Source organism: Martinezella miluonensis (assembly GCF_900094545.1).
GTDB lineage: Bacteria > Pseudomonadota > Alphaproteobacteria > Rhizobiales > Rhizobiaceae > Rhizobium > Rhizobium miluonense.
Genome location: NZ_FMAH01000014.1, coordinates 1 through 12,520, shown reverse-complemented (window position 1 = coordinate 12,520; position 12,520 = coordinate 1). Strand labels below are relative to the sequence as shown.

Here is a 12,520-nt window from a genome sequence, read left to right as displayed (position 1 = left end):
CGGAGGAAAGACCATGATTGACACGAGTTATGTGCACCGGCTGAAGGCCGGTGCACCCGGAAAGCCCATTTTCTTCACCTTCCACGGTACTGGCGGTGACGAGAACCAGTTCTTCGATTTCGCCGCCCGTCTGTTGCCGGACGCGACCATCGTATCGCCGCGTGGCGACGTTTCGGAACATGGGGCTGCGCGCTTCTTCCGCCGTACGGGCGAGGGCGTCTATGACATGACTGACCTCGCCCGGGCGACGGAAAAGATGGCGAACTACGTCTCAAGCCTGGCGGCGGAATACAGCGCGTCGCAGGTGCTCGGCCTTGGCTTTTCCAATGGCGCCAACATCCTCGCCAATGTGCTGATCGAGCATGGCGACCTTTTCGATGCGGCCGTGTTGATGCATCCGCTCATCCCGTTCGAGCCGAAGGACAATGCCAGGCTGCAGGGCAGGCGCGTGCTGATCACCGCGGGCGAACGGGATCCGATCGCGCCCGCACCGGTCACCAAGGCGCTCGCCGACTATTTTACGCGGCAAGAGGCACAGGTGAGGCTCGACTGGCATGCCGGCGGCCATGACATCCGGCCGAACGAGATCGAAGCCATCCGTGCTTTCCTCGCGCCCTACGCGTAAGGCCGATCAAGACCATGGCCGCGGAATAGTCACAGGCTGTTCCGCGGCCCGTTATTTGCCGATCTGCCGCTGCATCGCTTTGGCTTGCGAGGCGGCTTCGAGCTTTCCCTTTGCGTCGATATAGTCCGTTCCACAGAAGCGATTGAGATTGGCGCGATCCATACTGTCCGGCTGAGCGTGCGTTACATCGGCGATGACGATACGCCAGGCGCAGCCGAGCATCTTGTCGGGCTGGATCGCCCCATCGCAGCCGGTGCTCAGGCACAAGGCCACATGTTTCTGCGCTCGGTATCCGCCGGCGATCGCTTCTTCATACTCGGCTTTCCACCGATCGCGCATATGCTGGCAACGGGCAGGATTGCTGCTTTGACTGCACTGCATCGTCGTGTCGACATAGGTTTCTGCCGGCGGCCATAGCGGTGCGTCGACCAGGCTGACGCAGCCGCATGCGAACAAAGTGGCTGACAGCAAGCGCAATTGATTCTCCCTTGATCGAAACCGTGCAAACCGTAGACGGGCAAATAATATCTGCAAGGTGAATATGCCCAACTTTGCGTTCGGAAATGCGTCGGCTATCCGCCGCTCAACCGACCGGATCGGGGGCGTGGCCTTCCTGCAACCCTCACCATCTTCCGGCATACACGACATGCCGCGGCGCAAGCTTTGCTTGTGAGCCTCATTGGCACTCGCTAATGATCTGCCGCAAGGCGACGGAGGAGCTGATGGTAACGCTGGTGGAACAGCAACAATATAGGCTGGGCGTGACTTATGTCGCGCTTTCGGCGCTGGCTTGGTCGACCTCCGGCCTCTTCGTGCGAGCCATCCATGCCGACCTCATGACCATTCTCTTCTGCCGCGGGGTCGTTTCCGGCCTGGGTGTCTTCACGCTGTTTTTCTACATCGAACGCCGCAACGCCTTTCGCATCCTGCGCTCCATGCGCGGCCCTTCGCTGGCCGCGACGATTTTTTCCACGGCGTCGATGATCAGCGGGATCGGCTCGATCTATTATACGTCGGTTGCCGATGCCATGGTCATCTATGCCACCGTGCCTTTCGTCACCGCGGGCGTCGCCTTCCTCTTTATCGGCGAGCGTCCGAATGTGCGGACGCTGATCGCCAGCGGCATCGCCTTCATCGGCGTGCTTGTCATGCTTTCGGGGCACGCGAGCGACGGCGGCAGCTGGCTCGGCAAGGGGCTGGCCGCCGTCATGACGCTGACGGTCGCTGCTCTCGCCGTCATCATGCGGCGGCATCGCGACGTGCCTATGCTGCCGGCCATGGCGCTTTCTGCCTGGCTCTGCTCTTTCACGACCTTCTGGTTTGCGTCGCCGCTTGCCGTCTCGGGTCAGGATCTCGGCTTGATCATTGCTTTCGGCATCATTCAAAATGCGATGGGTCTTAGTCTTTATACATTCGGCTCACGGCTCGTTCCGGCCTCCGATGCAGCGCTGCTGACGGCGCTCGAAGTGCCGTTGACGCCGCTGTGGGTCTGGATGGTCTTTGCCGAGCGTCCGTCGACGGCAACGCTGATCGGCGGGCCGATCGTCCTTGCCGCGCTTTTCGGCCACATCCTGCTGGAGGTACGGCGAAATCGGGCGGTTACTTCAGCACAAGCGCATTGAACGGCTTGTCGGCTCAGTCTCAAAATGCTGAAATCTCCCAATCACGAGGAGTCGATATCGATGAAGAAGATATTTAATCCGCCGTCCGTCCGCCGTCCCTTTGGCAATTACAATCACGGTCTGCTGGTGTCGCCGGGCGCCAGTCTTTTGGTCACATCCGGCCAGCTCGGCATCGGTCTCGATGACCGCATTCCGCCTGACGTTACGTCGCAGGCCGATCTTTGTTTCAGAGCGATCAACGCCATTCTCGATGAAGCCGGAATGAGCTTTGCCGACGTGATCCGCATCGCCGGCTTCGTGACCACGCGCGAGGATATTCCGGCCTATATGGCCGTTCGCGACCGCTATACGCTGGATCCGAAACCGGCCTCGACGCTGCTGATCGTCAGCGGCTTTACCCGGGCCGAGTTTTTGGTGGAGGTCGAGATCACGGCGGCGAAGGTGATGTGATGCGTACGGCTGTCACGGCTCCTGCAACTGGCGCCGTCGGATCGGCCTGCCGCGTTTCATGAGGCTGTGATGACCCAGAATATTTACGACGATCCAGGCTTCTTCGAGGGCTATAGCCAGCTTCGGCGGTCGGTAGAGGGTCTGGCAGGAGCGGCCGAGTGGCCGGCAATGCAGGCTCTTCTGCCACATCTGTATGGCCTCGACGTTGCGGATCTCGGTTGCGGTTTCGGGTGGTTTTGCCGCTGGGCAGCCGAGCAGGGTGCTATCAGCGTGCTGGGGCTTGATGTATCCGACAAGATGCTTGCGCGCGCCCGTGCAGAGACGACGGACCCACGCATACGCTACGACAGGATGGATCTGGAAAAGCTGCAGCTTCCCAAGGCGAGCTTCGATCTCGTCTACAGCTCTCTGGCGTTCCACTATATCGAGGATTTCGCCGGACTTCTGACGACGATCCGGCAGGCGCTGAAGCCCGGCGGGCGGCTGATCTTTTCGATTGAGCATCCGATCTACATGGCACCGCGGCAGCCGAAATGGCTGACCGATGAGGATGGCGGAAAGATCTGGCCCCTGAGCTCCTACCAGATCGAGGGAAAGAGGCTGACGAATTGGCTCGCCGAAGGTGTCTTGAAGCAGCATCGCACCATGGGCACGACGCTCAATCTGCTGATCAAGTCCGGTTTTGCCATTGCCCATGTCGAGGAATGGTCACCGAGCGACGAAGATCTGGCTTTGCATCCGGATTGGGTGATCGAGCGCGAGCGGCCGATGTTTCTGCTGATTTCGACACGAACCTGACGGCGGGGAGGGCGCTCCCATTTCGGCCGGGAGTAAAGCGGTTCAGGTCTTCACGGAATCTCCGAACCGCTCTGCTTTATTGTTTTGACGCAATTCCGGACGGAAAACCGCTGCGCACTTTTCCTGGAATTGCTCTCGCCCGGCCGGGCAGCCCGGTTTCGCTTAGTAGTTTTCCTGATACCACTCGACGAAGCGGCGTACGCCCTCGTCGACTTCGATGTGCGGCTTGAAGCCGGTAAGTGCCACCAGCAGGTCCGGCACGGCATAGGTGTTGTGCACGTCGCCCGGCTGCATCGGCAGCATCTTGCGGATCGCCTTCTTGCCGAGCATCGTCTCGATGGTTTCGACGAAGGTCATCAATCCCACAGGCTGGCCGCCGCCGATATTGACGACGCGGAAGGGCGCGTTTTTCGACAGGGTGTCGATGACCGTCTCCGAGACGACCCGGCTTTCCTCCGAAGGAACGACGCCGATGAGGCGCACGATGCCTTCGATGAGGTCGTCGATATAGGTGAAATCGCGGCTCATCTTGCCTTCGCCATAGATTTCGATCGGCCTGTCGTTACGGATGGCGTCGACGAATTTGAAGAGCGCCATGTCCGGGCGGCCCCAGGGGCCATAGACGGTGAAGAAGCGGAAGGCGGTCGTAGGCACGTTGAAGAGATGGGCATAGCTGTGCGCCATCAGCTCCATGCTCTTCTTGGTTGCCGCGTAGATCGTCATCTGCTCGTCGGCCTTGTCGCTTTCGGCAAACGGGATCTTTTCGTTGGCGCCGTAGACAGAGGAGGTCGATGCCAGCAGCAGGTGTTTCGGCTGCAGATTTCTTGCCAATTCCAGCACGTTGAACGAGCCGGTGACATTGGAATCGACATAGGAACGCGGATTTTCGAGGCTGTAGCGCACACCCGCCTGGGCTGCGAGATGAACAATCACATCAGGCTCGGCGAGTTCCGCCGCGCGGTCCAGCGCAGCCTTGTCCTCGAGCATGCCTGTCAAGGCCTTGAAGCCGTTGGAACGGGCGAGGATCGCGGTCCGCTTTTCCTTGAGCTTGACGTCGTAATAGGGCGTCATGCCGTCGAAACCGACCACGAAATGACCCTCATCGAGCAGGCGCTTGGCGAGATGGAATCCGATGAAGCCGGCGGTGCCGGTGATAAGATAACGCATTGGTCGGCCTTTGCTTACAGTGTGGCGTCGTTAGAGGGTCTGCCGACGCTTGTATAGGCAAAGCCGTGCTTTGTGACCTCGTCATGGCGATAGATGTTTCTAAGGTCAACAAGGACCGGCGCGTTCATGACGGATTTGAGCCGGGCGAAGTCCAGCGCGCGGAACTGGTTCCACTCGGTGACGATGACGAGCGCATCGGCACCGCGCGCCGCAGCATAGGCGTCGTCGGCATAGGCGATGTTGTCGATCAACAGGCGCGCATTGTCCATGCCCTCCGGATCGTAGCCCGTCACCGTCGCGCCGGCATCCTGCAGCGTCTGGATGACTGAGATCGCCGGGCTGTCGCGCATGTCGTCCGTATTCGGCTTGAAGGTCAGGCCGAGCACGGCAATGGTCTTGCCGCGGATATCGCCGCCCATCGCCGCGATCACCTTACGGCCCATGGCGCGCTTGCGGTTGTCGTTGATGGAGATCGTGGTTTCGATCAGGCGCACGGGGCTGTCAAAATCCTGGGCGGTTTTTGCCAGTGCCAGCGTGTCCTTCGGGAAGCAGGAGCCGCCGTAACCGGGGCCGGCATGTAGGAATTTCGAGCCGATGCGGCCATCGAGGCCGATGCCGCGCGAGACTTCCTGCACATTGGCTCCCACCTTTTCGCAGAGGTCGGCCATCTCGTTGATGAAGGTGATCTTCATGGCAAGGAAGGCGTTGGCGGCGTATTTGATCAGCTCCGACGTGCGGCGGGCGGTAAAGAGCAGCGGTGCCTGGTTGAGGTAGAGCGGCCGGTAGACTTCGGTCATGACGCCGCGGGCGCGATCGTCATTGAGGCCGATGACGATGCGGTCCGGACGTTTGAAGTCCTCGATGGCAGCACCTTCGCGCAGGAATTCCGGATTGGAGACGACCGCGACATCGGCCTGCGGATTGGTTTCGCGGACGATGCGCTCGACTTCGTCGCCGGTGCCGACCGGCACGGTCGATTTCGTAACAATGACGGTGAAGCCTTTGACGTGCTCTGCGATCTCGCGCGCGGCGGCGTAAACGTAGGAGAGGTCGGCATGGCCGTCGCCGCGGCGAGAAGGCGTGCCGACGGCGATGAAGACGACGTCGCTTCCGGCAACGCTCGTCTCGACCTCCGTCGTGAAGGAGAGGCGCCCGGCACGGACATTATCTGCGACGAGCTGTTCGAGGCCTGGTTCGAAGATCGGCATCTCGCCGTGCTGCAGCGCTGCGATCTTGCTGGCGTCCTTGTCGACGCAGATAACGTCATGGCCGAAATCGGCAAAGCAGACGCCAGACACAAGCCCTACATACCCCGAGCCGATCATCGTGATGCGCATGAAACTTCAATCCTCTTGCTGGCGCCAGGCCCGGCGTTAAGACGCGGAGCCGGCATTGGCGATCACCTGCGCTTATACACAGGATCATTCGTGCCGCCTATATGCGATATCCTCGGCCGGGACAATTGCGACAGAAGTGTCACAGAAGCTGTTTGCATTTCCGTCGTTCTACTGGTGCCGTTACCTGGGTGCAAAGTTAAACGAAGCCTTTGTACTTTAAGCTTATCATACCTCTCGCTTGTGATCGGCAACATGTTGCCGCATGATGAATCAAGGGTAATCGTTCCGCTGGAACGAAATAGAATGGGCGGTTCGGGACTATTGCATGAAATCGACTTTTGCCGTGCGTACAATGCGAGCCGGGGAATTGGAACTCGCTCTGGAATGGGCTCGGCAGGAGGGGTGGAATCCCGGTGTCGATGATGCCCCTGCATTCTGGGAGGCGGATCCATCGGGTTTCCTCGTCGGCGCGATTGGAGAGGTGCCGGTCGGCTGTATCTCGGTCGTCCGGTATGGCGAGAGCTTTGCCTTTCTCGGCCTTTACATGCTGCACCCGGAATTTCGCGGCAGAGGATATGGCAAGCAGCTCTGGAACAAGGGCATGATGCTCGCCGGTAATCGTATTGTCGGGTTGGACGGCGTCGTTGCACAGCAGGATTATTACCGCCGCCACGGCTTCGAAACAGCCTATCGGACGCTGCGCTACGCCGGCATCGCCAAAGCACCCGACATAGGAGATCAGTCGGGGCAGGTCGTGCCGGTCACGAATGGCAAGCTTGAAGGGCTGGTGCATTACGATGCTGGAATCTTCCCCGGTCTGCGCCATTCCTTCATCAAGGCATGGTGTGGGGCACCGGAAAGACGGACAACCTTCATCGTCGGCGGTGGCAGCAGGGTTCGCGGCTACGGGACCATTCGCCGCTGTTTCCACGGCTATAAGATCGGTCCGCTTTTCGCCAACAAGCCGGACGTAGCGCGGGCCTTGCTGGCAAGGCTGCTGGGCGAGGCCGAGGGGGCACCGGTCTATCTGGACGTGCCGGCAGACAATGTACAAGGTATCAAACTCGCAGAAGACTGTGGTCTGTCGCCGGTCTTCGAGACGGCCCGCATGTATCGCGGCAAGGCGCCGGAGATACCGCTCGATCGCGTGTTCGGCGTGACCACGCTCGAACTCGGCTAGCGCCGCTCACGTTTCGCCGGCAAGAAGCCGTGTCGTTAACCCTAACAGACGATTAATGGCTCGGTTGGAGGTTTAAACAACCTTAGCAGCTGCATCTCCGATTCAGCTAATATATAGATCGTCCGGGGGCGCCTAGGGGAAAAATCGAACAATGATTGTTCATTTTCTTTGTTGGAGTCCGGCTATGCATGTCATGGAAAGTATTAACCGGCAGACCTGGCGCAATCCCTGGGCCTTGCGGGATTATCGCCGCAGCAGCGGTTATCTCAATGAAGGCGAGCGCATCGCTTTCTCCATTGCTACCCCGCGAGCGGGCAGGGGGCGCATTCTCGATATCGGTGTCGGTGGGGGCCGCACAGCCGATCTCTTGCGTGCGACTGCCAGCGACTACGTCGGTATCGACTACACGCCCGAGATGGTCGACCTTTGTCGCCATAATCACCCCGATCTCCGTTTCGAGATCATGGATGCGCGCGATCTGTCGGCATTCCAGGATGCCAGCTTCGATCTTGTCGTCTTCAGCTATAATGGTATCGACTCGGTCGATGCCGATGGCCGGCGGGCTGTTCTGCTCGAGGCGACCCGTGTTCTTGCCTCCGGTGGTGCTTTCGTCTTCTCCACATTTCATCGCGGCTGGCATGGTTTCGAGCATCATATCGACTATCGCAGATTGGAATGGACGGCCAATCCGGTGCGGCTCGGGCTGAGGACGCTTCGCTATGTCGAAGGGCGCATCGCCGGTACCTTGCGTCAGCATCGTTTGAGGCCCCTCGAACAGCGCGATGGCGAACATACCATCCTGTTGCACGGCGCACACGATTTCGGCGTGATGGTCTATGCGACGACACCCATGCAGCTCCAGTCGCAGCTGGCCGAGGCCGGCTTTGCAACGCCTGCGCTGCTGCTCGACCTGGATGGAGAGGCGATCGGCGACGTTGCGTTGCCTGAGCATGAATACTTTCACGTCGTCGCACATAAACCCGGTATCTGATCGGGAATCGACGCCGGCCGGACGCGGTCGATCCTGGCCCCGTCCGGCCGTTCCGAGGGAGAAATCCTGTTGGGCGTGCTGATTCGTCATGCAAAAAGCGGAATCTCCTGAGACAACAGGGTCGCTTTCCCAAAAACAAAGCTCTATAGATGCGCGGGTTTGAGCAAGGCGCGCCTCCGTGCGCAGGAAGCGGGAATTGAAGAATGACGAACGTTGTAGTGATCGGTTCACAATGGGGCGATGAAGGCAAGGGCAAGATTGTCGATTGGCTTTCGGAACGCGCCGATGTGATTGTGCGCTTTCAGGGCGGGCACAATGCCGGTCATACGCTTGTCGTCGACGGTGTCAGCTACAAGCTGGCGCTGCTGCCCTCCGGCCTCGTGCGCGGCAAGCTGAGCGTCATCGGCAACGGCGTCGTGGTCGATCCCCATCATTTCGTCGCCGAAGTTGAAAAACTGCGTGCACAAGGCGTTGCCGTTACGCCCGACGTGCTGCGCATCGCCGAAAACGCGCCGCTGATCCTGTCGCTGCATCGCGACCTCGATGCCATGCGGGAAGATGCCGCTTCCAACAGCGGCACGAAGATCGGCACGACGCGCCGTGGTATCGGCCCGGCTTACGAAGACAAGGTCGGCCGCCGCGCCATCCGCGTTATCGACCTCGCCGAGCCGGAGACTCTGCCGGCCAAGATCGACCGGCTTCTGACCCATCACAATGCGCTGCGCCGCGGCATGGGCGTCGACGAAATCTCCTTCGATGCCCTGCATCACGAGCTGACCTCCGTCGCCGAACACATCCTGCCCTATATCGATCAGGTGTGGCGCTTGCTCGACGAGCAGCGCAAGGCCGGCGCCCGTATCCTTTTCGAAGGTGCGCAGGGCGCGCTGCTCGATAACGACCACGGCACCTATCCTTACGTGACCTCGTCCAACACGGTTGCCGGACAGGCCGCTGCCGGCTCCGGTCTCGGACCGACGGCACTCGGCTATGTCCTCGGCATCACCAAGGCCTATACGACCCGCGTCGGCGAAGGGCCGTTCCCATGCGAACTGCACGACGAGATCGGCAAGCATCTGTCGACCGTCGGCCGCGAAGTTGGCGTCAATACCGGCCGTCCTCGCCGTTGCGGCTGGTTCGACGCCGTGCTGGTGCGCCAGACGGTGAAGACCTCGGGTATCACCGGTATCGCGCTTACCAAGCTCGACGTGCTCGATGGCCTCGACGAGCTGAAGATCTGCGTCGGCTACAAGCTTGATGGCAAGGAGATCGACTATCTGCCGGCGAGCCAGGCGGCGCAGGCTCGTGTCGAGCCGCTCTACATCACGCTTGAAGGCTGGAAGCAGTCGACCGTCGGCGCACGCAAATGGGCCGATCTGCCAGCCCAGGCGATCAAGTATGTCCGCCAGGTTGAAGAACTGATCGGTGCACCGGTGGCGCTGCTTTCGACCAGCCCTGAGCGCGAGGACACCATACTTGTGACGGACCCCTTTGAGGGCTAAAGTCGCGAACCTATGACGAATCCCGGCCCGGCTGCTCGCTGGGCATCATGAGAAAGTACTGATGGCGGATTTTGTAGCAGTCATTCGACGGGCCGTTGACGGCCTGACGGAAAATACTCCCGAGATGCGGGTCAAGGTTTACGATCGGGCTCGTGGTGCCGTTCAGCGGCAGCTCGAGAGCATGAAGCCGCGCCCGCCGGAAGAGATGCTACGCCGCCAGCTCGACAAGCTCGAAGCCGCGATCGTCGAGGTCGAAGCCGAACATGCCGAGGCTCTGCCGGCGGCTGAAGAGCCGGCCGCCGAAGCGCCTGTCGTACATGAAGCGGCGGCTCCCGAGCCGGTCGAAGAACATCATGTCGAAGCTCATCCGGAGCTCCATGCGCATCAACCTGAGCCGGCCCCTGCCGAGATTCACGCCCATGAGGAGACGAGCGCTCCAGAACCGGTCCATGAAGAGCCTGCCCATCACGAGGCGGCTGTATCTGTTGAGCAGCATTGGCCAGAGGAGCCTGCGCCCGCAGAGCAATGGAGCGAGCCTCATCAGGAAGGGCAGCATGTTGCTGCTGCGCACCATGACGTTGGCGAGCATCATCATGCCGAGGCTCATGTGGAGCCGGCCCACGAACCGGTCCATCACGACGAACCGGAAACCTACCACGAAGAACCCCAGCACCCTGCGGAAGAGGTGGTGCCTGTTGCCGCCGAGCCCGTCCATGCGGCTCCTGCGCCGCAGGTTGGAAGAGCAGCGGTTGACGACGTCATCAGCCAGGTGGAGCAGATCTGGGCTGAGGTCGATGCGCCGCTGCACCGCGCTGCTCCCGAGCCCGCCGTTCCGCATCGTGAAGAGCCGGTCATGCCGGCTGCAGCTTTTGCCGACACGGTGTTCGGTCATCCTATAGAGCCACCCGAACATGTGAAGGCGCCGGCACCAGCTGCCAACAAAGCCTTCGCTTGGGACGCGGATGTGTTCGAAGAGCTGCAGCCAGGCCCGGCTGCTTCTCAACCGATGCAGCCCGCCCAGCAGCTGTCGGACAACGCCTTCGAGGACGTCGATCTCTTCGCCGACGTGCATTCTCCCCGCAAAACGGGCACCGATGCCGATACTGACAACGATGGCTGGCGCGAGCTGAAGGAGCTTGCCGGTTTCGACAAGCGCGCGGAAGGGGATCGTGGAGGAGCTTCGTCCATGCCGCCGGATCTCGATCAGGCGATGGCTGCGAAGCTGCAGGGCAAAAGCTTCCGCATGGAGCCGAAGCGTCGCCGCATCAATGTCACCGGTATCATCCTGACGCTTGTCGGCCTCGCGGTTGTGGGCGGTGGTGGCTATGCCGCTTGGCTGAACCGCGATGCGCTCAACAATATGGTGACGAAGCTCGTCAGCTCCGCACCGAAGAGTGCCGCGACGCCTCCCGCCTCGGATCCGGCAAACAACAATACGGCAAGCAACAAAGCTACGAACAGCGCACCGGCCCAGCCTTCGGCGACGCTCCCGCAGAATAGTGCGGCTGCCGCCAAGCCTGCGGGCGCCGGCAATACCGATGTCGCTGCGTTGAACAGCGATCCCAATACGGTCAATACCAAGTTCACGCAGCGGCTCCTGTCCAATGGCACGGAAGAGGATAAAGGTCCCGCAGCAGGTGCTCAGCCTGGCGTTGTCGAAGGCAAGTCCGTGGCCGAGCAAAATGTGGCTTCCAAGGCTCCGGCCGCTGCGGCAACGCCGCCTGCTGGTGCTGCGGCAACGACGCCGCCTGCGAACAATGCGGGTGTGCCCCAGGCCCAGCCGCCTGCCGCCGATACTCAGGCTTCGACGAGCCAGCAGGCCCCCGCCGCCGCAAATCAACAGCAGGCCGCCACCGCCAATCCTTCACAACCGGCTGCGCAGCAGACGGCTTCGGCTACCGACGGACAGAAGGTTTTCCTTTATGAGGAGCGCCTCGGCCAGACGTCGCCTTCCGCCTTCCAGGGCACGGTCAGCTGGTCGCTGCAGCAAGGCAAAGGCGCCGATGGCCGGCCCGAGCCCTCGGTGCAGGGTCTTATCACCGTTCCGGATCGCGGCCTGGCGGCAACGATCACCGTTTCTCGAAATGCGGACCCTTCGCTTCCTGCCAGCCATCTGATCGAGCTTGCCTTCCAGGTGCCGGCGAATTTCGAGGGTGGGGCGATCGACAATGTGCAACGTGTTGCACTGAAGGCGACCGAGCAGGATCGCGGCGATGCCCTCATCGCTGTGCCGGCCAAGGTTACCGATGATGTCTATATGGTCGCTCTCAACGATTTCCCGGATGCGCGCAAGACCAACCTCGACCTTTTGAAGAGCCGTAACTGGATCGACATTCCCGTCGTCTACCGCAACGGTCGTCGTGCCTTGCTGACTATGGAAAAGGGCCCGACCGGCACGGATGCCTTCAACAAGGCGATTGCGGAGTGGCAGGCTCTTGGCGGCGTTGCTTCGAGCGGCCAGTAAGCTCTCCAGGCATCGAAAGACATGAAAAAGGCGGGCTTGCGCGCAGCCTGTGTGAGAAGTCCGGCAAATCAATTAAGGTGGCCGCATTGGAAACGATGCGGCCATTTTCATGGGATACATTTCAGGGACTGATCGGGGTCAGACGTCGCTGTTGCCAGCCCGGATCGAGGATTACGTTGCGGCAGATGCTGCGGTGCGGGTGATCGATGCCTTTGTCGATGGGCTTGATGTTGCGCAGCTCGGATTCAGGCGAGCGGTTGAGGCCTCGACAGGTCGTCCCCCCTACGATCCGCGTGATCTGCTGAAGCTCTACATCTACGGCTATTTCAACGAGGTGCGCTCCTCCCGGCGACTGGAGCGTGAATGCCGGCGTAATGTGGAGACGAT

Annotated in this window: 12 protein-coding genes; 9 read left to right on the top strand and 3 right to left on the bottom strand. The window is 60.8% G+C overall.

Going from position 1 to position 12,520, the window contains the following annotated elements; genetic code table 11:
* Positions 1 to 13 precede the first annotated feature (13 nt).
* Positions 14 to 625 carry an alpha/beta hydrolase gene (locus tag GA0061102_RS13700; RefSeq protein ID WP_092848403.1) on the top strand — a complete coding sequence of 204 codons (612 nt, stop codon included), beginning with the start codon at positions 14 to 16 and terminating at the stop codon, positions 623 to 625.
* Between the two features lie 51 nt (positions 626 to 676).
* Here the strand turns inward: GA0061102_RS13700 and GA0061102_RS13695 are convergent, their stop codons facing one another.
* A complete protein-coding gene (locus GA0061102_RS13695; RefSeq protein WP_092848400.1) occupies positions 677 to 1,102 on the bottom strand; it encodes a hypothetical protein in 426 nt (141 codons plus the stop codon).
* 215 nt (positions 1,103 to 1,317) lie between these two features.
* Here GA0061102_RS13695 and GA0061102_RS13690 point away from each other — a divergent pair, with 215 nt between their 5' ends.
* From GA0061102_RS13690 to GA0061102_RS13680, 3 genes are all read left to right on the top strand, one after another.
* Positions 1,318 to 2,247, top strand: a complete 930-nt coding sequence (locus GA0061102_RS13690; RefSeq protein ID WP_245298008.1) for a DMT family transporter — start codon at positions 1,318 to 1,320, stop codon at positions 2,245 to 2,247.
* Positions 2,248 to 2,307: 60 nt separating this feature from the next.
* On the top strand, positions 2,308 to 2,697 hold the full coding sequence (locus tag GA0061102_RS13685; protein ID WP_092848397.1) for a RidA family protein: 390 nt from the start codon (positions 2,308 to 2,310) through the stop codon (positions 2,695 to 2,697).
* 69 nt (positions 2,698 to 2,766) lie between these two features.
* A complete protein-coding gene (locus GA0061102_RS13680; protein ID WP_092848393.1) occupies positions 2,767 to 3,495 on the top strand; it encodes a class I SAM-dependent methyltransferase in 729 nt (242 codons plus the stop codon).
* A gap of 162 nt (positions 3,496 to 3,657) precedes the next feature.
* Here the strand turns inward: GA0061102_RS13680 and GA0061102_RS13675 are convergent, their stop codons facing one another.
* Both GA0061102_RS13675 and GA0061102_RS13670 read right to left on the bottom strand, forming a co-directional pair.
* Positions 3,658 to 4,662 (bottom strand): NAD-dependent epimerase, encoded by a 1,005-nt coding sequence (locus GA0061102_RS13675; RefSeq protein ID WP_092848390.1) that lies wholly within the window; start codon positions 4,660 to 4,662, stop codon positions 3,658 to 3,660.
* A gap of 14 nt (positions 4,663 to 4,676) precedes the next feature.
* Entirely contained in the window at positions 4,677 to 5,999 is a 1,323-nt protein-coding gene (locus GA0061102_RS13670) for a UDP-glucose dehydrogenase family protein (RefSeq protein ID WP_092848387.1), read from the bottom strand.
* A gap of 325 nt (positions 6,000 to 6,324) precedes the next feature.
* Here GA0061102_RS13670 and GA0061102_RS13665 point away from each other — a divergent pair, with 325 nt between their 5' ends.
* The 5 genes from GA0061102_RS13665 to GA0061102_RS13645 form a co-directional block, all read left to right on the top strand.
* Positions 6,325 to 7,179 carry a GNAT family N-acetyltransferase gene (locus tag GA0061102_RS13665; RefSeq protein WP_092848385.1) on the top strand — a complete coding sequence of 285 codons (855 nt, stop codon included), beginning with the start codon at positions 6,325 to 6,327 and terminating at the stop codon, positions 7,177 to 7,179.
* A gap of 193 nt (positions 7,180 to 7,372) precedes the next feature.
* A complete protein-coding gene (locus GA0061102_RS13660) occupies positions 7,373 to 8,170 on the top strand; it encodes a class I SAM-dependent methyltransferase (protein ID WP_245298007.1) in 798 nt (265 codons plus the stop codon).
* Between the two features lie 203 nt (positions 8,171 to 8,373).
* Positions 8,374 to 9,669 carry an adenylosuccinate synthase gene (locus GA0061102_RS13655; RefSeq protein ID WP_092848376.1) on the top strand — a complete coding sequence of 432 codons (1,296 nt, stop codon included), beginning with the start codon at positions 8,374 to 8,376 and terminating at the stop codon, positions 9,667 to 9,669.
* A 61-nt stretch (positions 9,670 to 9,730) separates the two neighbouring features.
* On the top strand, positions 9,731 to 12,133 hold the full coding sequence (locus tag GA0061102_RS13650) for a hypothetical protein (protein ID WP_092848366.1): 2,403 nt from the start codon (positions 9,731 to 9,733) through the stop codon (positions 12,131 to 12,133).
* A 109-nt stretch (positions 12,134 to 12,242) separates the two neighbouring features.
* Positions 12,243 to 12,520, top strand: a 278-nt coding sequence (locus tag GA0061102_RS13645; protein WP_139115058.1) for a transposase, incomplete at its 3' end; no start/stop codon positions are given.